Source organism: Streptomyces sp. NPDC007901, from assembly GCF_042959465.1.
Classification (GTDB): Bacteria; Actinomycetota; Actinomycetes; order Streptomycetales; family Streptomycetaceae; genus Streptomyces.
This window is the reverse complement of sequence record NZ_JBIBKW010000003.1, coordinates 587989-608090: the sequence shown is the minus strand read 5'-3', so window position 1 is coordinate 608090 and position 20102 is coordinate 587989. Positions and strand designations below refer to the sequence as shown.

The following is a 20102-nucleotide window of genomic DNA, read 5'->3' as shown; positions in this document are numbered from 1 at the left end:
ACGCCGGGTCCTGACCGTAATGCGGCTTACTTGATCTTGTTGCCCGCCGAGCGCAGGTTCTGCGTGGCCTCGACGACGCGCGCGGCCATGCCCGCCTCGGCCAGCTTGCCCCAGGTGCGCGGGTCGTAGGTCTTCTTGGAGCCGACCTCGCCGTCGACCTTCAGGACGCCGTCGTAGTTCTTGAACATGTGGTCGGCGACCGGACGGGTGAAGGCGTACTGGGTGTCCGTGTCCAGGTTCATCTTCACGACGCCGTTCTCCAGCGCGGTGCGGATCTCCTGCTCGGTGGAGCCGGAGCCGCCGTGGAAGACGAAGTCGAACGGGGACTGCTTGCCGAACTTGGCGGCGACGCCGTCGCTCAGCTCCTTGAGCAGGTCGGGGCGGAGCACGACGTTGCCCGGCTTGTACACGCCGTGCACGTTGCCGAAGGAGGCGGCGAGCAGGTAGCGGCCCTTCTCGCCCAGGCCCAGGGCCTCGGCGGTGCGGATCGCGTCGTCGACCGTGGTGTAGAGGGAGTCGTTGATCTCGTGGGAGACGCCGTCCTCCTCGCCGCCGGTCGGGGTGATCTCGACCTCGAGGACGATGTTGGCGCGGCGGGCCTGCTCCAGGAGCTCCTGCGCGATGGCCAGGTTGTCGGCGAGGGTCTCGGCGGAGCCGTCCCACATGTGCGACTGGAAGAGCGGGTTGCGGCCGTTCTTCACGCGCTCCTCGGAGATCGCGAGCAGCGGACGTACGTACCCGTCGAGCTTGTCCTTCGGGCAGTGGTCCGTGTGCAGCGCGACGTTGACCGGGTACTTCTCGGCGACGATGTGCGCGAACTCGGCGAGCGCGACCGAGCCGGTCACCATCTCCTTCTTGTACTGGCCGCCCAGGAACTCGGCACCACCCGTGGAGATCTGGACGATGCCGTCGCTCTCCGCCTCCGCGAAGCCGCGCAGCGCAGCGTGCAGGGTCTGGGTCGAGGTCACGTTGATGGCCGGGTAGGCGAACTTGCCTGCCTTCGCCCGGTCGAGCATCTCGTTGTAGACCTCGGGGGTTGCGATGGGCATCTGTCCGCTCCTTGAGTGTGCGGGTCGGCGTACTGCTGTTTTCTTACGGCCCTGACCTAGACCTTGGGGGCGACGTCATCGTCGTCCCCATCTTTCCAGACATGAACCGATGCTCCACGCGCCGGTCAAATCCGGGTCAATCCCACTCGTCAACCCACGTGTCAGTCCAGACCCAGTTCATCCTTCGAGAAGGCGAAGAGGTACGGCACGCCGGCGCCCTCCTGGATCTTCTCGGCGGCGCCCGTCGCCCGGTCCACGATGGTGGCGACGGCGACGACCTCGGCACCGGCCGCGCGCACGGCCTCCACGGCGGTGAGCGGGGAGCCGCCGGTGGTGGAGGTGTCCTCGACGACGAGGACCCGCCGGCCCTTGATCTCCGGGCCCTCGACCTGGCGCTGCATGCCGTGCGCCTTCGCCGCCTTGCGTACGACGAAGGCGTCGAGACGCTTTCCGCGGGCGGCGGCCGCGTGCAGCATGGCGCCGGCGACCGGGTCGGCGCCCATCGTCAGCCCGCCGACGGCGTCGAACTCCAGGCCCTCCGTCAGGTCCAGCAGCACCTGGCCGACCAGCGGGGCGGCCTCGCCGTCGAGGGTGACGCGGCGGAGGTCCACGTAGTAGTCCGCCTCCAGCCCCGACGACAGGGTCACCTTGCCGTGCACCACGGCCTTGTCCTTGATCTGTTGCAGCAGCTCAGCGCGTACGTCCGTCATGCCGACCAGCTTAGAGGCGCCGCCAGGTCCAGGTGGTCGTGGCTTCCAGGGGCTCGATGGGCGTGACGAGCCGGGGCAGCGTGTTGAGCCCGTTGGGCGGTCCGGTCTGCGGCTCCACGCAGACGGCCTCCGCCTGCTCGTCGTAGACCACGACCCACTGCTCGCGGCTGGTGACCTTCAGCTCCAGCTGCCTGGGCCAGGTGAGGGTGACGTCGACGCCGTCGGGCATGCCGAAGCAGTCGTCCCAGGGGCCGGGCTTGGGGTCGATGCGGTTGCCGGTGGGCAGGTGGTCGTCGCCGCGCTCCTCCTGCCACGCGGGGTCGAAGGCGACCTGGACGTCCTGGCCGCCGAGATTGCGGTTGAACCACGGGTGCCAGCCGATCTGGGCCGGGAAGGAGTCGTCGTACGTCTCCACGCTCATCGTCAGCGTCAGGGAGTCCTCGGCGAGTTGCACGGCGTGGGTGACGCGCGCGGGGTGCGGCCAGGGGGCGCCGAGCTCGCGGGTGATCACCGCCTCGGTCGCCGAGACGCGCGCGGTGCGCCAGGCGCCGTCGCGGGCGGTGCCGTGGATGGCGTGCGGCGGGGAGTTGAGGGGCATCTGGACGACGTTGGCGCCGTCGAGGAAGCGGCCGTCCCGGATGCGGCCGCACCACGGCACCATCGGGAAGCAGCCGAAGCGGTCGCCCTGGCGGAGGAGTCCGAGGGATCCGACCTCGAGTCCGGCGATCCGGCCGCCGTTGCCGGGGTGCAGGTGGAGGGTGGCGTCGCCTGCTGTCAGCGTGATGTCTTCGTTACTCACGGGATGACAGTACTGGGGAGGCGCTTCGAGTCTCGGGTGCGGGTGGGTGGGGGCTGGTCGCGCCCACGCGGCGGAGCCGCACATCGATACAGCCCCGCGCCCCTGACGGGGCGCCTCACTCAACGGCGTCTGCGCAACGCCCTCGTCACCACGATCGCCGACGCCAGCGCCAGGGCCGCCGCCGGGGCTGCCCAGCGCAGGGCGGAGTTCGCGGCGACCGTCTGGGGGGCCGGGACGGGGGCGTAGCGGCCGCGTGGTGGGGCGTGGTCGACCTCCTCCGCGCTGCGGCCGATCATGGTGCGGCGGGCGTGGGCGGCTTCGGCGAAGATCTCGGGGAGGGGTTCCTCGATGGGGTCGGGGGCCAGGGACGGGGGCGGGACCTCGGTCTCGAAGACCGACGGGGGCGGTTCGTCGGGGGCGGAGTCGGGAGTCTCCTCCGCGAGCGCTTCCACGAAGCGGTTCAGCAGCCGGGTGGCGGCCGACTCCACCGCGTCGGCCGGCAGCTCGGCGACCCGGCCGTCGGCGGAGGCCGTGCCGGTGACCGTGACCGTGCTGCCGCCCTCGTCGGTGGCGGCGAGGCGGAGGGTGAGCGCCAGTTTCACCGTGCCGGTGCCGCGGGCCTCGTTGGCGTCGCCGTCGACCGCGTAGGAGCCGTCGGCGCGGGCGGTGACCCGCAGGAGGCCCCGGTAGGTGATCGAGTGGCTGCCGATCCGGACCTTGAGGCGGCCGGTGCCGGGCTCGGCGCCCGGGTCCTGCTGGAGGCCGGGGACCGCCCGGGCGACCCGCGCGGGGTCGGCCAGCGCCGCTCTGAGCCGCGAGGCCGGGGCCGGGACGTACACCTGGTGCTCCATGCCGACTGAGCCTACCCACGAGTCGGTCCGGCACACCCTCGTCAGTAACGCGGATGCACCAACGTGGACGGGGGTGGCCATGTCGTGGGTGGTTCCAGCGCGTCTCCGGCCAGCCCGCGCCGGGTCAGCGTGCGCAGTCGCGGGGCGTCGGCCGGGAGCGCGAGCGGGGGTGCGGTGCGGCCCGCCGACGCCAGCAGGAAGCCCCAGTCGTGCGGGGCCCGGGACCCGCCCGCCGAGCGGTCGGGGCCCGCGGTGAAGCCGGGGTCGTGGCCGAGGACCCGGTAGGGGGTGACGGCCAGGCCGGCGGCCCGCATCGTCGCCGCGACCGTCCAGAAGGCGCGGGGGCGGCTCTGGACCGGGCCGGCGTGGACGACCAGACGGCCGCGGGGGGCGAGGGCCCGGCGGGCCAGGCCGTAGAACTCCTGGGCGTACAGCTTGGTGCTGGCCGTGATGCCGGGATCGGGCAGGTCGGCGATGACGACGTCGTAGCCGGAGCGCGGTGCCCCGCGCAGCCAGCGGAAGGCGTCGGCGGTGTACTCGTGGACGTGCGGGTCGTCGTAGGCGTGGCCGTTGAGCGCGGAGAGGGCGGGGTCGTGGCGGGCCAGCCGGACCAGGCCGGCGTCCAGTTCCACGACGTCGACCTGGTCGACGCCGGACTCGCGGAGCACCTCGCGCGCGGCCATGCCGTCGCCGCCGCCGAGGATGAGCACGCGCGTGTGCGGGCCGCTCATCGCGGGGTGGACGAGGGCTTCGTGGTAGCGGCGTTCGTCGCGGCCACCGACCCGCAGCCGGCCGTCGAGGAAGAGGTCGAGGGGGCGGCCGTGGGTACCGCCGGTGAGGACGACCTCCTGAACGTCCGTCTGGAGGGCGACCCGGACGTCCGCGCCGTAGACGGCGTGCCGCGCGGCCCGTTCGAAGTCGTCGACGAGGACGGCGGCGGAGGCGAGCAGGCCGAGGACGGTCAGGTTGACGACGAGCAGGGTCCAGCGGGCCCGCCGGGACAGGTCGCGGCGGAACAGGCCGAGGACCAGGGCGCCGCCGGCCACCACGTTGACGGTGCCGGTGAGCAGGGTGCCGGTCAGCTGGCCCAGGAACGGCAGTAACAGGAAGGGGAAGGCCAGGCCGCCGACGAGCGCGCCGACGTAGTCCGCCGCGAACAGGTCGGCCACCGCGCCGCCCGCGTCCTGGCGGCGGATGCGCTGGATGAGCTCCATCAGCAGCGGCACCTCGGCGCCGATGAGCAGGCCGATGGCGAGGGAGAAGGCGACCAGCAGGCAGCGCGGGCCGGCCGACCACAGGCCGCCCCAGTCGCCGGTCCAGGCGAAGACCGCGTACAACGCCATCGCGCTGCAGCCGCCGACCAGCGCCAACGCGGCCTCCACCGCGCCGAATCCGGCCGCCGCGTGCCAGCGCAGCCGCTTCGCACCGAGCGAGCCGACCCCCATCGCGAAGACCATCACGGAAAGGACGACGGAGGCCTGGGTGACCGAATCACCGATCAAGTACGAGGCGAGGGCGACGAGTTCGAGCTCGTACACCAGCCCGCAGGCCGCGCAGACGAAGACGCACGCCAGGACCAGGAACCGGCCCGTCCCCGGCCGCACGGGCAGCGGCGCGGGGGCGCCCCACGGCGGCGGTGTGCCGGGAGGGGCGGGTGCGTGCGGATCGATCACTCTGCGACGTTACGTCACTCGCACGGCACGCTTCGTCACCCACACGTGTGGATCTGGAGCGCCTTGACGCCCTGTTGGTTTATGTCATCAACCGACGGTCTGGGCCGCCGGAACCCGCACCCCGACCCTCGTCCGGGTGGCCACCAACTGGCCGTCCTGCGGGTAGGCGTGCCAGGTCCGCCAGTGCACCTGGCCCTCGTGCCGCTGGGCCAGCATCGCGGTGAACGCGTGCGGGCTGCCCGGGAAGACACCGGCGAGACCGTGCGGGTGCTCGGAGACCAGGGCCAGCAACTCCTGGGCGCGGCCCGCGAAGGAGCCCGGTGACAGCACCTCGACGCGGGCCGCGAACTCGTACTCCCAGTCGCCGACGCGCTTGGCGACCCCGAGCGGCAGGGGGGTGCTGGACCCCGAGATGCACGCCACCGTCTCCGAGCAGCCGCCCCGCTCCTCCTCCAGGAGCACCTGGTGGGACGCGCCGAGCAGTCTCAACTGCAGCTTTGCACCCGTCAGTTCCAGGTCGAGGGTGGCCAGGGCGGGCAACGGCTCCCGCCCCAGGGCCCAGGCGAGGTCGGCCGCGCGCGTATCGGTGTAGGAGGTGTTCAGGGTCGTGAGCATGGATCGGCTCCGCTAACACGCAAAAGGGGAGGAGGGTGGTCCGGCGCACCTCGGTCGACACCGGGAGATCGGCCCGGCCGGCCCAGCCGGGGAGGGGTGTCGTCAGGACGTCCGAGGTGCTGCTTTGGTGATTTAGAGGGAATCATGAACTGTGACGCCGCCACAGCGTTTTTACCCAAGTTCGTGGGGTTTCCATCCCTCAGAGGGCTCCACAGCTCAACTGTTCAACCATGCCGTGCGCCGTACCCCGCCCCGCGCGCGCCGGGGCGCCCGCGGAGAGCTCCCCCACTCTCCCGCCGGACGCCCCGCTCCCCCGCTCCCCCGTTCCTCTCCCCGCTCCCCCCGTTCCCCCGGTCCCCCCGGGTTCAGTTGCCCCCGCCGCCGCAGCCGCCACCGCCGCACGACGAGCCACCGCCGCAGGACGAGCCGCCGCCGCACGACGAGTGCCCGCCACCGCAGGAGTGCCCCCCGTGGCCGCCGCCGTGTGAGCCGTGCGAGGACGAGGACCCCGAGTCCCCGGCCCACCAGCTGCCGGAGCTGTCGTAGCCGGAGGACCCGCCCCGGCCCGCGGCCCCCTTGACCCGTCCGCCCCTGCGGACCGCGGTCCCGATGATCACGAAGCAGACGATCGCGGCCACCACCACGATGAAGACGATGCCCATGGCGTCACCTTCTTTCGGTTCGCGCGGAGCGACCCCCCGTGGGCGCCCCGGCCGCCGCGAGAACGCGGCGTGCACGGGGGATGCCCGGCCGTCTCAGCAGCCAAAGCAGAGTTGAGGAACTCCAGAGCTTGGGCGCAGGATGACCGGCATGACCTCCAGCGAACGCCCTTTCCTCAATCGCCGGCTCGCCGAGTTCGGGACCACGATCTTCGCCGAGATGTCCGCGCTGGCCCTCAGCACCGGGTCGATCAACCTCGGGCAGGGCTTCCCGGACACCGACGGACCCGAGGAGATCAGGGAGGCGGCCGTGCGGGCGCTGCGCGAGGGGCGCGGCAACCAGTACCCGCCGGGCCCGGGCGTCCCCGAGCTGCGCGCGGCGATCGCCGCGCACCAGGAGCGCCGGTACGGGCTGTCGTCCGACCCGGACGCGGAGGTGCTGGTCACGGCGGGCGCCACGGAGGCGATCGCGGCCGCCCTGCTGGCCCTGGTGGAGCCCGGTGACGAGGTCGTCGCGCTGGAGCCGTACTACGACTCGTACGCGGCCTGCATCGCGATGGCCGGCGGCACCCGGGTCCCGGTCACCCTGCGCCCGGACGGCGGCGCGTTCCGCCTCGACCTGGACGAGCTGCGCGCCGCGGTCACCCCGCGCACCCGGCTCCTGCTGATCAACACCCCGCACAACCCGACCGGCACCGTCCTCACCCGCGCCGAGCTGACCGCGATCGCGGAGCTGGCGGTGGAGCGGGACCTGCTGGTCGTGACGGACGAGGTGTACGAGCACCTGGTCTACGACACCGCCGAGCACATCCCGCTGGCCACCCTCCCCGGGATGCGCGGGCGCACGGTCACCATCGGCTCGGCCGGGAAGACCTTCTCCTTCACCGGCTGGAAGGTCGGCTGGGTGACGTCGACGCCGGAGCTGGTCACGGCCGTGCGCTCGGCGAAGCAGTTCCTGACGTACGTCTCCTCGGGCCCCTTCCAGTACGCGGTCGCCGAGGCCCTCGCCCTCCCGGACTCGTACTTCGAGGCGTTCCGGCAGGACATGCAGACCAAGCGAGACATCCTCGCGGAGGGTCTGAAGGAGGCGGGTTTCACGGTCTACGACACCGCCGGCACGTACTTCATCACCACCGACATCCGCCCGCTCGGCGAGACCGACGGCTTCGCGTTCTGCCGGTCGCTGCCGGAGCGGGCGGGGGTCGTGGCCATCCCGAACGCGGTCTTCTACGACCACCGGAAGGCGGGGGCCCCGTTCGTGCGGTTCGCGTTCTGCAAGCGCGCGGAGGTGCTGAAGGAGGCGGCGGAGCGGCTGCGGCAGCTGTCGTAGCCGGCGGGCCGGCTCAGCGGCCGAGCGGGACCGCCCCGGGTACCGCCCAGTGCTCCGGGGCCCGCCAGTCCCGCCAGTCCTCCCACCAGCCGGCGCCCCGCTCGATCAGCTCCACGACGGAGGCGGCGGCCCCGCGCACCGCCGCCGCCTCCGCGTCCGTGAAGCCGCCGGAGCGGTGCCGCTCGGCGAAGTGGTCCTCGTCCTTCCAGGAGTACGGCGATCCGTCGGCCGGGATCAGCAGGTCCAGTTCGTGGTCGAGGGTGTCGAAGCCGCGCTCGGTGCGGCGCATCGGCTCCTGGAAGTTGACGTACCAGTCGCTGAGGGCGCCGCCGCAGTAGCGGGCCCAGACGGAGTAGCCGTCGCCGGGGCGCTGGAGCTGGAGGACGCCCTCCGAGCGCCAGTACGGCTCGAAGGCGGTCCAGGGGTGCGGGCCCCAGCGGAACGGGCCGGTGCCGAAGGTGAGCGGGGTGCCCTGGGCCAGATGGACGGCGAGCAGGTCACCGGTGTCCTCGACCACCCGCACCGGGTAGACCATCCACTCCCGCCCGTCCAGGATCTCCCGGCGGACGATCACTTCCTGCGCGGCGAACAGACGGCTTCCCATGATCGGGACGGTAACACCCCCCATCGGGCGCACATTTCTCGCACATCGGCCCGCTCCCCTGCACTGTGCGAATGTGAGCCACGCCAGCACCACCGCCGCCGCGCCCTCGCCCGTCCTCGCCCCGCCCGTCGCCGGGCGGCCCGGCACCCGGCTGTCCCTCGTCACGGCGGGCGGGGTGGCCGTGGGGCTGTTCGCGGCGGCCCGGCTCACCGGCACGGCGGTGGTCGCGCTGACCGCGTGGGCGGTCGGCCGGCACCCGCTGACGCTGCTCGGCCGGTCCTGGGACGCGGCCTGGTACCTGGGCATCGCGGCGCACGGCTACGGCCGCACCCGGTACTTCGCCGCCGGCATCGTCCACAGCGACCTGGCGTTCTTCCCGCTCTACCCGGCCCTGATCCGCGTCCTCACCGCCGCCACCCCGCTGAGCGGCGCGGGCGCCGGACTGCTGGTGTCCTGGACGGCCGCCGCGGTCGCCGCCGCCGGCATCTACGCGGTGGGCGCCCGGCTGCACGGCCGCGCGGTGGGCACCGTCCTGGTCCTGCTGTGGGGCCTGCTCCCGCACTCCGTCGTGCTGTCCATGGCGTACACGGAACCGGTCCTGACCGCGTTCGCCGCCTGGTCGCTGTACGCGGTGCTGGCCGGGAACTGGCTGTGGGCGGGCTCCCTGGCCGCCCTCGCGGGCCTGTCCCGCCCGAACGGCTTCGCGGTCGCGGCGGCCGTGCTGCTCGCCGCCGCCTGCGCGCTGCGCCGAGCCCGCGGCCGGGTCACCCACAGGCTGTGGACGGGCGCGGCGCTCGCCCCGCTCGGCTGGACAGCGTACGTGCTGTGGGTGGGCCGGCGCAGCGGGGACCCGCTGGGCGGCTACTTCGGCGTGCAGCGCCTGTGGGGCTCGCGCTTCGACTTCGGCCGGGGCTCGCTGGCGTTCGTCCGCACCCTGCTGCTGCGCGGCGACCGGTTCGTCTTCCCGATGGCCCTGCTGATCGTGGCGGCGGCCGCGGTGCTCTACGCGCTGCTGCTCCTGGACCGGGCCCCGCTCCCGCTCCTCGCCTACACCGGCGTCCTGCTGCTGATCGCGCTCGGCGGCTCGGGCTTCTTCGAGTCCAAGCCCCGCTTCCTGCTCCCGGCCTTCCCGCTGCTGCTGCCGCTCGCGCGGGCGCTGGTCCGGACGGCGAGAGCCCGGCCCTGGCACGCGACGGTGGTGGTCGCGGCCCTGGCCGGGCTCTCGTTCGGCTACGGCGCGTATCTCGTCGTGTACGCGCGCACCCCGCTGTAGGGGCGGACTACTCTTCGTCGTCCTCGGGCTTGTCGGCCTCGTTGACAGCCTCCTCCAGGCCGAGCTGCTCGACCAGCCACTTGTCGAACTCGATCGCGGCCCGCACCCAGCTGACCGTGGACGACACGAAGTGGTTGATGTCGACGCCCGTGCCGATCAGCATCTGGGCCTCACCGATGAGACGGACGGTGCCGTCGTCGTGGGTGTGGGTGTAGACCTTGGGCCACAGGGTCCGCCTGTTCCAGTCGTCGATCGACTCGAGCAGCTGCGGCTTCTCGTCGATCTTGTGGGGGCGGTCGTAGAACGTCCGTACCGAGAAGACCGCCTGCTCGTCCTCTCCGCGGAACATGAAGTACGTGCGGAACTGCTCCCACGGCGCCGCGAGGTCGCCCTCGTCGTCGACGACGTACTTGAGCTCCATCTGGTCGAGGAGCTGCTTCACAAGATCCTGATCCGGGACGACGGGGCCCGCCGGTCCTTGGGGCTGCGGCTCGGGCTGGCCCCCGAAGTTCGGGATCGAGGACGGGTCGATGGACACCTTGATTTCCCTTCGTCTGGACCCCGCCATCCTCCCTCATACGGGGAGGGGGGTGGCAACCCCGGCCCGCCCTTCAGCCGTGAGCTGACAGGAGCGCGCCGACCGCCCGCCGGTCGATCTTGCGGTTGGCGTTCAGGGGGAACGCGTCCAGGTGCGTGAAACCGCGCGGGAGCATGTAGACGGGCAGGCGGTCGGCGAGGTGCGCGCGCAGGGCCAGGGGGTCCTGCGGGGTGCCGGTGTAGGCCGCCTCCAGGGACGCCTCCGGGGACGGTCCGGACGCCGGTACGACGGCCACGACCGCCTCGTCGACCCCCGCCGCCGTGCGCAGGGCGGCCTCGATGTCGCCGAGCTCGACGCGGTGGCCGCGGATCTTCACCTGCTGGTCGAGCCGGCCGAGGTGCAGCAGCGCGCCGTCCGCGTCGCGCCGTACCCGGTCGCCGGTGCGGTAGTACAGCTCGGCGCCGGGCGGCTCCCGGTCGTCGTACACCGTGGCCCGCTCCCCGTCGAAGGACACGAACCGGCCGGGGTTCTCGGCGGGATCGAGGTAGCCGGGGAAGCGCTGCGGGCCGCGCAGGCACAGCTCGCCCTCGTCCGCCGCCCGGCCGTCGTCGTCCAGGACGAGGGCGTCCAGGTGCGGGTAGGGCGTGCCGATGGGGACCGTGCCGTTGGCGGTGACCGGCCAGTCGGCGGGGTCGGCGGGCAGCCGGTACTGGGTGCAGGAGACGGTGACCTCGGTGGGGCCGTAGAGGTTCTCCAGCACACTGCCCGGCGCGGCCCGGTGCCAGGCGGCGGCCTGTTCCAGGGTGAGCGGCTCGCCGCCGAACAGCGTCCAGCGCAGCTCGGGCAGGGAGTCGGGGGCGAGGTCGCGCAGCCGCTGGGCGTAGGTGATGACCGAGGGGACCGAGAACCAGTGGGTGATCCGGTGCTCGCGGATGAAGCGGGCGGGCCGCACCAGGTCGGAGCGGGCCGGTACGACCAGGGTCGCGCCGGTGCTCCAGGCGGTGAACATGTCCCACGCGGTCGGGTCGAAGGTGAGGTCGAAGGTCTGCGAGACCCGGCTGCCGGGGCCGATGCCGTAGCGGTCCGTCGCATGGTCGAGCACGGCCGCCGCGTTGCGCTGGAGCACCGGGACGCCCTTGGGGGTGCCGGTGGAGCCGGAGGTGAAGACGATGTACGCGACGGCGTCGGGGCGCGGCTCGTAGGGCGGGAGGTCCGCGGGCGGCTCCCCGGTCTCGGTGAACGGCAGGACCGGGCAGGGGAAGCCGGTGGGGTCCGCCGCCTCGGGTCCGGCGAGGACCACGTCCAGTCCGGCCGCCCCGGCGATCGCGGTCAGCCGGGCGGGCGCGACCTCCGGGCCGAGCGGTACGGCCGCCGCGCCCAGCCGCTGGGCGGCCAGGTAGGAGGCGTACGCGGCGACGCTCCGGTTGGCCAGCACGCCGACCCGCTCCGGGCGCCGCCCGCCGAGGGCGCCGAGCACCCGGGCGGCGGTGTGCTCGGCGAGGCGGCGCAGTTCCGCGTAGGAGAGGGCCCGGCCGGCGGTCTCCAGCGCGGTCCGCCGGGGGTGGGCGGCGGCGGACGCGGCGAACCGCTCGTGGAGGGTGGGACGGTCAGCCACGGCCGGTGCCCTCCGCCGCATCCGATACAGCCGATACGGCCGGCACATCCGGCACGGGCGTCACGTACGCGTCGTAGTACACCGGGGTGCCGAGGAACGACGAGGTGAACACCCCGCCCACCCGGGGGCCGCGCGCCGCCAGGTAGACGTAGGCGAAGACCGGCACCAGGGGCACATGGCGGGTCGTCAGGGTCTCGTCCAGGGCCGCCCATTCGGCCGCCGCGCGGTCGGCGGGGAGCGCGGAGATCCGGGCGATCTCGGCGTTGACGTCCGGCTCGTCGAGGTAGGTGTAGTCGGCGTTCCCGGTGGCCCGCAGGGTGCGGCCGTCGAAGCCGGTGAGCAGGGTGGAGGCGCCGGGCCAGTCGGCGGCCTGGCACATCAGGTAGAGGTCGAAGTCGTGGCCGCGGGTGAGGACCGCGGTGTTGTGCCGGGGGCGTTCGGTCTCCACCACGTCGACGGTGAAGCCGGCCGCCGTCAGGGAGCGGGCGACCTCCCGGGCCCCGGCCGTGAAGTAGGCCCCGTCGCGGCTGAGCAGCCGCAGCGGACGGCCGTCCCAGCCGTCCGGCAGACCGCGCGGGCCGCCGGCGTGCGGGTCGGGGTAGGGGCGGTGGCCGATGGTGGCCGGGGACAGGATGGTGTGGGTGATCTCGCCCTGGGTGGCGCCCGCCATCGCGTCGCGGACCGCCTCCTTGTCGAGGGCGCGGGCGATCTCCCGGCGGACCTCGACGTGCGTCACCCGGGCCGTGTTGATCGCCAGGTACCAGACGAGCGGGGTGCGGTCGCGGTGCACCCGGGGGCCCGGGTCCGGGTCGGCCAGCAGCTGGGCGGCGACCTCCTCGGGAGCCTGGTTCTCGGCGATGGCGAAGGCGTCCGGGCCCTGTCCGGCGTGGGCGCGCCGGTTCTGGTCGGCGGCGTCGACGCCGAGCTCGAACTCGATCCGGTCCGGGTGGTCGTGGCGTACGGCGTCGGTGGCCGGGTCCCAGTGCGGGTTGCGCTCCAGGACCAGGCGCTCCCCGGGGACGTTCTCGGTGATGCGGTACGGCCCGGAGGCGAGCGGTGCCTTGCCGTACGTCTCGCCGGTGTCGGCGTCGCGCGGGACCGGCACGGTGGTCACCAGGGCGGCGGCGAACGGCAGGTCGGGACGCGGCTCGGGGAAGCGGAACACCAGGGTGCGCGCGCCGCGCACCTCCAGGCCCGGGACCTGGCCGGTGCCGTCGGTGAAGGGGCCCGCGTAGGGGCCGTTCGCGCCCAGCCAGTCCTGGAGGTGGTGGGGGCCGCCGGCCAGGCTCTCCTCGAAGGAGCGGGCGATGCCGTGGGCGACGTCGGCGGCGGTGATCTCCCGGCCGTCCTCGTAGCGCAGGCCCGCCTTGAGCGTGAACTCCCAGGTGCGGCCGTCGCCGTCGACGTCCCGGCCGGGGTCGTCGGCGAGGTCGCCGACCAGCCGCCAGCCGCCCGCGCCGTCCTCGGCGAACATCGTCAGCGTGCGGAAGAGGAGGTGGCCGAGCGCGGTGGCCTGGAGGGTCTGGACGCGCTGCGGGTCCAGGTGGTCGTGGTCGCCGTCGCGCAGCACGCGCAGGGTGCCGCCGCGCACGGCGCCCGGCACCGGCCGGGCCGGCCCCCGCGAGTCGCGCGGGTCGCGGGCGATGGATGCCTTGCTCATGTGCGTGCTCCGATTCGTGCGGCGCGGGGGCCGGTGGCGGGGACGGCGGAGGGGGCGGGGACAGGAAGCGGGGTCACGCGGACGCCTCGCGCAGGGTGTCGAGATGCGCCAGGCCGGCCAGCACCGCGTCCTTGGCCACCCCGAAGTCGATCAGGCAGGCCAGTTCGTCGACCCCGGCGGCGCGCGCCCGCTCCACCACGGCCGCCGCCTGCGCCACCGTCCCGAACAGGCCGCTGGTGGTGTAGTAGGTGTCGAAGGAGCGCCGGACCAGGAAGTCGATGTCGGACTCGCGGAGCTTGTCGGGGTCGAAGCCGGACAGGATGCTGCCCGCCGAGCGGGCGATGAGTCCGAAGGAGCTCTTGAGATACGCGGTGAACGGCTCGCGGACCGTCGCCTTCACCTCCTCCGGGTCCTCCCCGAGGTAGGTGTGCAGCATCAGCGCCACCTGGCCGGGCCATCCGTCGTGGCCGGGGCGTTCGGCGAGCGCCTTGCGGTAGAGGGCGATCTTCTCGGCGAGCTGGTCGAAGTCCTGGCCGAGGAGGTGGGTGAGGACGCCCGCGCCCGCCGCGCCGGCCGCGCGGAAGGTCTCGGGGCCGCCCGCGCTGGTCACCCAGACCGGCAGTTCGGGCTGGACGGGCGGCGGGAAGACGCGCACCTCGGCGGGGTGGCCGGCGCCGTCGGTGACGGCGAGGGGCTCACCCCGCCACAGGGCGCGCACCTGCCGCACGGCGTCGATGACGGCGGTCTTGCGACCCGCGTAGCCCTCGGGGCGCAGCGCGAAGTCGACGGCGTTCCAGCCGGAGGCCAGGGACAGGCCGGCCCGGCCGCCGGAGAGGTTGTCGACGACCGACCACTCCTCGGCGATGCGCAGCGGGTGGTGCAGCGGGGCGACCACGCTGCCGGCGCGGATCGCGACCCGCTCGGTGACGGCGGCGACGGCGGCGCCGGTCACCGACGGGTTCGGGTAGAGCCCGCCGAAGGGGTGGAAGTGGCGCTCGGGGGTCCATACGGCCGAGAAGCCGTGCGTGTCGGCGTACTTGGCGCCTTCGAGCAGCAGGTCGTAGCGACCGCCGCCGCCACCCTCGTCGGCGCCGTCGGCGAAGTAGAAGAGGCTGAAGTCCATTGCGGGGCCCTCTCGGGACGGGTGATCGGTGACGGCCGGGTCAGCGCACGCTGAGCGGGCGCAGGTCGGTCCAGACCGTGGCGATGTGCGCGAGGGCCTCCTCGCGGGTGCCTTCGAATCCGGTGGCGCGCCAGCCGGCGGGCAGGGGCAGCGGGGCGGGCCACACCGAGTACTGCTCCTCGTGATTGACGACCACGAGATGGCGGGGCTGCCCGGCGGTGGCGGTGTTCTGCTGGGTCATCAGACGGCTTCCTTGGTGTCGGGCGTGGAGTGGGGGGCGGGGTCCGTGAGCGGGGCCGGCAGGTCGTACCTGATCCGGGCGAGTGAGGAAAGGCCCAGCGGGAGCAGCGCCGAGGAGAGGCCGATCGCGGTGATCAGGACCGTGGCGCGCAGGCCGACGGCGCCGCCGAGGAATCCGCCGAGCAGGGCGCCGACGGGGGCGATGCCCATGGCGACGAACCGGTTGGTGGCGGCCACCCGGCCCTGCAGGGAGTCGGGGGTGAGGGTCTGCCGGATGCTGAGGACGGTGACGTTGTTGGCGACGCCGAAGGACGCGAACAGGAAGTTGACCAGCATCAGGGTGCCGACGGCGAGGACCCCGGAGCCGTGCACGGCGGAGAGGCCGAGCATGACGAGGTTGGCGATGGCGGCGGTGACCAGCATGGTGCGGCCGTAGCCGAAGCGCCGCGGCAGCCGGCCCGCGAAGGCCGCGCCGACCAGGAAGCCGGGCCCCAGCGCGGCCATCACCAGGCCGATCTCGCCCGCGGACAGCCCCAGGGTGCGGGGCATGAACTGGACGAAGGCGACCTCCAGCGCGGTGAAGGACAGGTTGAAGATCGAGGCCATGACGGTCATGGCGCGCAGCGGTTCGTTGCCGAAGACGAACCGCAGGCCCGCCCACACCTCGCGCAGCGTGCCGGCCGGGGAGGCGTCCCCGGCGTGCTCGGCGCGGTCCTCCCGGTGCCGGATGGTGGCGACGGTCAGCGCGGACACCAGGTACGAGACCGAGGCGGCCAGCACCGCGACGGGCGCGGTCAGCCACTGCACCAGCACACCGCCGAGCGCGGGCCCGCCGATGGTGGCGGCGGACTGGCTGGCGCCGAGCGCCGAGTTGCCCGCGGTGAGCTGGTCGCGCTCCACCAGCCGGGGCAGATAGGCCTGTCCGGCCACGTCGAAGAGGACGCTGCCGCAGCCGGCGAGGAAGCCGAGCACGTACAGCCAGCTGATGCCGAGCCGGTCGGTCCAGTACAGGACGGGCACCACGGACAGCACCAGGGCCCGGCCGAGGTCGGTGGCGATGAGGATGTTCTTGCGCCGGACCCGGTCCACGAGCACGCCCGCGAACAACGAGACCAGCAGATACGGCAGTTTGACCACCGAGGTGAGCAGGCCGACCTGGGCCGAGGTGGCGGCCAGGGCCAGCACCGCGACCAGGGGCAGCGCGAGTTCGCTGATCTGGGCGGCGAACAGGGAGGCGGTCTGCCCGGTCCACAGCCGGGTGAAGTCGGCGTTGCGCCAGACGCTGGGGGCGGGCGGGGCGGCGGCTTCCCCGACGGTCGCGGCGTCGCTCATGAGGTGCTCCTACAGAGGGGGTCGGGTCCTGCAGAGGGGGTGGGGGACGGATCAGGACTCGGCGGGGACGCCGCGCGGCCGGCCGGCGGCCGCGTCCTGAAGACGGCTCGCGACCTGGGGGACGTTGGGCTGTTCGAGCATGCTGAAGTGGTTGCCGGGCGACTCGTCGATCAGCAGGGTGCCGCCGACCCGGGGCTGCCATCCCATGTGCCAGCCCTCGAACAGCTCGGTCTCGGCGCGGATCAGCACCGCGTCGCCGCGCAGCGGCTCGCGCGGGGTGTCGCGGTAGGCGAGCAGGGCGCGGGCGTGCCGGGTGTACAGCCGCACCAGCCGGCGCAGGTCCTCCACCGAGCGCGCGTCGGCCCGCTCGTCGCTGGTGCCCTGGGTGAGCTGGACGACCCTGGCGAGCCGGGCCTCGGGGTCGAGGGCCTCCAGTTCGGCCTCGGTGACGTCGAGCCGGCCGGCGAAGGCGCCGAGGATGGCGGCGGACTCGCTGGTGGCGTAGCGCGGCGGGACCGGGTCGTCGATGCTGGCGCTGATGATCGTCAGCATGCCGACCTCCTCGCCGGCGGCCTCCAGCTGGCGGGCCATCTCGTAGGAGACCATGCCGCCCATGCACCAGCCGCCCAGGAAGTACGGGCCCTCGGGCTGCACGGCCCGCACCTCGGAGAGGTACAGCGCGGCGATCTCCTCGACGCTCTCCGGGCGGGGCACGTCGGGGCCCGCGTACTCCGGTGCCTGGAAGGCGTACAGCGGGCGGTCCGGGTCGAGGACGTCGACGAGTTCGGAGTAGCAGAAGACGCTGCCGCCCAGCGGGTGGACCAGGAAGAACGGGGACTCGGTGCCGGTCGAGCGCAGCGGCACCAGGGTGGACGCGGCCTGCTGCCGTTCGCCGCTGACGATCTCGGCGAGCCGCTCGACGGTGCCGCCCTCGAACAGCGCGGCCACCGGCACCTCGACGTCGGTGATCTCGGGCAGCCGCATGATCACGCGGAGCGCGGAGATGGAGTTGCCGCCGAGGTCGAGGAAGGCGTCGGTGACACCGACCTCCGCCACGCCGAGGACGTCCCGCCAGATCGCGGCGACGGCCTCCTCGGTGGGGGTGCGGGGCGCGACGAAGGCACCCGCGGTGGTCTCCTCCCGGCCGGGGGCGGGCAGGGCGAGGCGGTCGACCTTGCCGTTGGGGGTGAGCGGGAAGGCGTCCAGGACGACGAAGGCGCTGGGCACCATGTACTCGGGCAGCGCACCGGCGGCCAGCTCGCGGAGTTCGGCCGCGCCCGGGGCGGTGCCGCTCTCGGCGGTGAGGTAGGCGACCAGGCGGGCGTCTCCGGGCTGGTCGCGCCGGGCCATGACGACGACCCGGCCGACCCCCGGATGCCGGGCCAGCACGGTCTCTATCTCGCCGAGTTCGATGCGGAAGCCGCGCACCTTCACCTGGTGGTCGGAGCGGCCGAGGAACTCCAGCCGCCCGTCCGGCAGCCGGCGGGCCACGTCGCCGGTGCGGTACATCCGGGCGCCCGGCGCATCGCCGTACGGGTCGGGCACGAAGCGGTCGGCGGTCAGGTCGCCGCGCCGGGAGTAGCCGCGGGCCAGCCCGTCGCCGGCAATGTAGAGGTCGCCGGGGACGCCCACGGGGACCGGGGCGAAGGAGGCGTCGAGGACGTGGAGGCGGGTGCCGGCGATCGGGCGGCCCAGGGTGACCGGCTCGCCGGGGAGCACCCGGTCCAGGGCGGACCAGATGGTGGTCTCGGTGGGCCCGTAGGCGTTCCACACCACCGGGAAGCGGGCGGTCAGCTCCTCGGCGAGGTCCTCGGGCAGCGCCTCGCCGCCGGAGACCACCCGCAGCCGCTCGTCGCCGCCGAGCCCGGCCTCCACCAGCAGCCGCCAGCTGGACGGGGTGGCCTGGACGACGGTCGCGCCGGAGCGCTTCACCGCCTCGCGCAGCCGGGGCCCGTCCACCGCGATGTCGGGGGCGACGATCAGCTCGGCCCCGGCCAGCAGCGGCAGGTACACCTCCAGGGCGGCGATGTCGAAGGACAGCGAGGTGACCGCCAGCAGCCGGTCCTCCTCGGTCAGTTCGAGGTCGCGGCCGAAGGAGAACAGCAGGTTGAGCAGCGCCCGGTGCGGGATCTGCACGCCCTTGGGGCGGCCGGTGGAGCCCGAGGTGTAGATCGTGTACGCCAGGTGCCCGGGCCCGGCCTGCGGCAGCGGGTCGGTCTCCGGCCGGTCCGCGGCGACCGCGCGGTCCACCTCGACCACGGCCGTCCCCTCGGGCACGGCGGGCGGGGCGAGCCCGGCGCCGGTCAGCAGGACGGGCACCCGGGCGTCGTCGAGCATGTACTCCAGGCGCTCGCGTGGATATCCCGGGTCCAGCGGGACGTACGCGCCGCCCGCCTTCAGCACCGCGACCAGCGCCACGATCAGCTCGGCCGAGCGTTCCAGGTGGACGCCGACCAGGGTGTCCGGGCCGACGCCGAGTCCGCGCAGCTCGTGGGCGAGCCGGTTGGCCCAGGCGTTGAACTCGCCGTAGGTCAGGACGGTGTCGCCGAAGCGTACGGCGGTGCGGTCGGGGTGCTTGGCGGCGCGCTCGGCGAGGAGTTCGGGCAGGGTGCGGTCGAGGTCCCAGCCGGCCGCGGTGTCGTTCCACTCGGTGAACAGCCGGTCCAGGTCGGCGGCGGCCAGCAGCGGGGTGGCGTGCACGGCGGCGTGCGGGTCGGCGACCAGCGCGGCGAGCGCACCGGCGTAGTAGCCGCCGACGGTGTCGATCCGGGCGGCGGTGAACTCGGCGGCGTCGTAGTTGATGCGCAGCCGGACCGCGCCGGTGACCGGGTCGGTGCCGAAGTTGGCGGTGAACGGGAAGTTGGTCTGTTCGAAGAACTCGCCGCCGGTGACGGCCAGGTGCTCCAGTTCCATGTCGTAGCTGCGGAAGCTGCGGTGGTCGACGACCGTCTCGAAGAACCGCGGCCGGCGCTGGTCCTGGAGCATCTGGGCCAGCGGGTAGCGGCGGTGCGGCAGCGCGCCGCTCTCCGCGCCGTGGACGCGCCGGGCCAGCTCGATCCAGGTGGTGGCGGTGACGTCGACGACGAGCGGCAGGGTGTTCAGGAACAGGCCGACGACCTGGTCGCCGTCGGCGGTCTCCGGGCGGCCGTTGCCGACCAGGCCGGTGACGACCCGGCTCTGCCCGGACAGCAGGGACAGCACCCGGGCGTGGGCCGCGAACATCACCGACTTCACCGGCACCCGGGCCTCGGCGGCCACCGCGCGCAGCCGCTCCCCGAGCCCCTCGGGCAGCGGCACCTCGTGCACCCGGGCCGTGCGCACGGCCGCGAGTTGAGGGTCCGCCTGCCGGGGCAGCCCGGTGAAGTCGGTGTCCTCCAGGACGTCGGCCCAGTAGGCGCGGGACTCCTCGCTGGCCAGCGCCTCCTGCTCCAGGGCCAGGAAGTCACGGAACCGGGTGGCCGGAGCGGTCGCCGGGTCGGGGCGGCCGGCCAGCCGGGCGTCGTAGCCGGTGATCAGCTGGGAGGTGACCAGGGACAGGCTCCAGCCGTCCAGGACCGCGTGGTGGAAGCTGAGGGCGAGCCGGAAGTCGTCGTCGGCGAAGACGTGCACCTGCAGGGTGAGCAGCGGGGCCCGGGTCAGCGTGAACGGCGTCGCCTTCTCCTGCTCGGTCCAGGCGGCCACCCGCCGCTCCTGCTCCGCCGGGTCGAGACCGCGCAGGTCCGTCACGGTCAGCGGGGTCTCGACGGCGGCGTGCACCAGCTGCATCGGTCTGCTGAACCGGGTCAGGTCGAAGGAGCTGCGCAGGATGTCGGAGCGCTCGACCACCGCGGCGAGCGCGGCGCGCAGGGCGGACTCGTCGAACGGACCGGACAGCCGGACCGCGGAGATGTCGTGGTAGGTGGGGGTGGCGCCGTCGGCGTGGCTGTGGAACAGCATGCCGGACTGGAGCAGGGTCAGCGGATAGGCGTCGATGATGTCGGCGGTGGCGGCGTTGTCGTCGTGGGACGGCACGGGGTTCCTTCCGGAGTGGG

At 73.6% G+C, this 20102-nt stretch carries 17 protein-coding genes; 2 read left to right on the top strand and 15 right to left on the bottom strand.

The annotated features are described in order from the left end of the window. Positions 1–26: 26 nt before the first annotated feature. From fbaA to ACFZDK_RS12975, 7 genes are all read right to left on the bottom strand, one after another. The gene (gene fbaA / locus ACFZDK_RS13005) at positions 27–1049 is read right to left on the bottom strand and encodes a class II fructose-bisphosphate aldolase (protein WP_390972067.1); all 1023 of its coding nucleotides are present in this window, start codon (positions 1047–1049) and stop codon (positions 27–29) included. A gap of 161 nt (positions 1050–1210) precedes the next feature. Further along, positions 1211–1759, bottom strand: coding sequence for an orotate phosphoribosyltransferase (gene pyrE, locus ACFZDK_RS13000; protein WP_390972066.1), 549 nt, complete (start codon positions 1757–1759; stop codon positions 1211–1213). A gap of 10 nt (positions 1760–1769) precedes the next feature. Then, positions 1770–2558: an aldose 1-epimerase gene (locus ACFZDK_RS12995; protein ID WP_390972065.1), complete on the bottom strand. Its 789-nt coding sequence runs from the start codon at positions 2556–2558 to the stop codon at positions 1770–1772. A gap of 119 nt (positions 2559–2677) precedes the next feature. Further along, the gene (locus ACFZDK_RS12990) at positions 2678–3409 is read right to left on the bottom strand and encodes an SRPBCC family protein (RefSeq protein WP_390972064.1); all 732 of its coding nucleotides are present in this window, start codon (positions 3407–3409) and stop codon (positions 2678–2680) included. A 41-nt stretch (positions 3410–3450) separates the two neighbouring features. Next, on the bottom strand, positions 3451–5082 hold the full coding sequence (locus tag ACFZDK_RS12985; RefSeq protein ID WP_390972063.1) for a polyamine aminopropyltransferase: 1632 nt from the start codon (positions 5080–5082) through the stop codon (positions 3451–3453). An 87-nt stretch (positions 5083–5169) separates the two neighbouring features. Then, entirely contained in the window at positions 5170–5697 is a 528-nt protein-coding gene (locus tag ACFZDK_RS12980; RefSeq protein ID WP_390972062.1) for a DUF2617 family protein, read from the bottom strand. Positions 5698–6062: 365 nt separating this feature from the next. Further along, complete coding sequence (locus tag ACFZDK_RS12975; protein WP_390972061.1) at positions 6063–6359, bottom strand: hypothetical protein; 297 nt, start codon at positions 6357–6359, stop codon at positions 6063–6065. 139 nt (positions 6360–6498) lie between these two features. On the opposite strand from ACFZDK_RS12975, the gene ACFZDK_RS12970 reads away from it, so the two are divergent. Continuing rightward, positions 6499–7686, top strand: coding sequence for a pyridoxal phosphate-dependent aminotransferase (locus ACFZDK_RS12970; RefSeq protein WP_390972060.1), 1188 nt, complete (start codon positions 6499–6501; stop codon positions 7684–7686). A 13-nt stretch (positions 7687–7699) separates the two neighbouring features. Here the strand turns inward: ACFZDK_RS12970 and ACFZDK_RS12965 are convergent, their stop codons facing one another. Further along, positions 7700–8290, bottom strand: a complete 591-nt coding sequence (locus ACFZDK_RS12965; RefSeq protein ID WP_390972059.1) for a DUF402 domain-containing protein — start codon at positions 8288–8290, stop codon at positions 7700–7702. A gap of 73 nt (positions 8291–8363) precedes the next feature. Between ACFZDK_RS12965 and ACFZDK_RS12960 the strand changes: the two genes are divergently transcribed. Continuing rightward, entirely contained in the window at positions 8364–9563 is a 1200-nt protein-coding gene (locus ACFZDK_RS12960; RefSeq protein ID WP_390972058.1) for a hypothetical protein, read from the top strand. 7 nt (positions 9564–9570) lie between these two features. On the opposite strand, the gene ACFZDK_RS12955 is transcribed toward ACFZDK_RS12960, so the two are convergent. The 7 genes from ACFZDK_RS12955 to ACFZDK_RS12925 form a co-directional block, all read right to left on the bottom strand. Continuing rightward, a complete protein-coding gene (locus ACFZDK_RS12955) occupies positions 9571–10101 on the bottom strand; it encodes a YbjN domain-containing protein (protein WP_390972057.1) in 531 nt (176 codons plus the stop codon). A 73-nt stretch (positions 10102–10174) separates the two neighbouring features. Next, entirely contained in the window at positions 10175–11716 is a 1542-nt protein-coding gene (locus ACFZDK_RS12950; protein ID WP_390972056.1) for an amino acid adenylation domain-containing protein, read from the bottom strand. After that, positions 11709–13376, bottom strand: coding sequence for an ABC transporter substrate-binding protein (locus ACFZDK_RS12945; protein WP_390972055.1), 1668 nt, complete (start codon positions 13374–13376; stop codon positions 11709–11711). Before ACFZDK_RS12945 ends, ACFZDK_RS12950 begins: the two co-directional genes overlap by 8 nt. Before the next feature lie 73 nt (positions 13377–13449). Further along, positions 13450–14499, bottom strand: a complete 1050-nt coding sequence (locus tag ACFZDK_RS12940) for a MupA/Atu3671 family FMN-dependent luciferase-like monooxygenase (RefSeq protein ID WP_390972054.1) — start codon at positions 14497–14499, stop codon at positions 13450–13452. 40 nt (positions 14500–14539) lie between these two features. After that, complete coding sequence (locus ACFZDK_RS12935; RefSeq protein WP_390972053.1) at positions 14540–14740, bottom strand: MbtH family NRPS accessory protein; 201 nt, start codon at positions 14738–14740, stop codon at positions 14540–14542. Further along, positions 14740–16071, bottom strand: a complete 1332-nt coding sequence (locus ACFZDK_RS12930) for an MFS transporter (protein WP_390972052.1) — start codon at positions 16069–16071, stop codon at positions 14740–14742. The genes ACFZDK_RS12935 and ACFZDK_RS12930 overlap by 1 nt, the downstream gene beginning before the upstream one ends. Positions 16072–16122: 51 nt before the next feature. Then, on the bottom strand, positions 16123–20082 hold the full coding sequence (locus ACFZDK_RS12925) for an amino acid adenylation domain-containing protein (protein ID WP_390972051.1): 3960 nt from the start codon (positions 20080–20082) through the stop codon (positions 16123–16125). Between the last annotated feature and the right edge of the window lie 20 nt (positions 20083–20102).

Excerpts from the sequence above, each read along its gene's own strand:
- ACFZDK_RS12930 (WP_390972052.1), bottom strand. The coding sequence starts at position 16,071 with ATGAGCGACGCCGCGACCGTCGGGGAAGCCGCCGCCCCGCCCGCCCCC.
- ACFZDK_RS12940 (WP_390972054.1), bottom strand. The coding sequence starts at position 14,499 with ATGGACTTCAGCCTCTTCTACTTCGCCGACGGCGCCGACGAGGGTGGC.
- ACFZDK_RS12935 (WP_390972053.1), bottom strand. The coding sequence starts at position 14,740 with ATGACCCAGCAGAACACCGCCACCGCCGGGCAGCCCCGCCATCTCGTG.
- ACFZDK_RS12965 (WP_390972059.1), bottom strand. The coding sequence starts at position 8,290 with ATGGGAAGCCGTCTGTTCGCCGCGCAGGAAGTGATCGTCCGCCGGGAG.
- ACFZDK_RS12990 (WP_390972064.1), bottom strand. The coding sequence starts at position 3,409 with ATGGAGCACCAGGTGTACGTCCCGGCCCCGGCCTCGCGGCTCAGAGCG.
- ACFZDK_RS12975 (WP_390972061.1), bottom strand. The coding sequence starts at position 6,359 with ATGGGCATCGTCTTCATCGTGGTGGTGGCCGCGATCGTCTGCTTCGTG.
- fbaA (WP_390972067.1), bottom strand. The coding sequence starts at position 1,049 with ATGCCCATCGCAACCCCCGAGGTCTACAACGAGATGCTCGACCGGGCG.
- pyrE (WP_390972066.1), bottom strand. The coding sequence starts at position 1,759 with ATGACGGACGTACGCGCTGAGCTGCTGCAACAGATCAAGGACAAGGCC.
- ACFZDK_RS12980 (WP_390972062.1), bottom strand. The coding sequence starts at position 5,697 with ATGCTCACGACCCTGAACACCTCCTACACCGATACGCGCGCGGCCGAC.
- ACFZDK_RS12970 (WP_390972060.1), top strand. The coding sequence starts at position 6,499 with ATGACCGGCATGACCTCCAGCGAACGCCCTTTCCTCAATCGCCGGCTC.
- ACFZDK_RS12945 (WP_390972055.1), bottom strand. The coding sequence starts at position 13,376 with ATGAGCAAGGCATCCATCGCCCGCGACCCGCGCGACTCGCGGGGGCCG.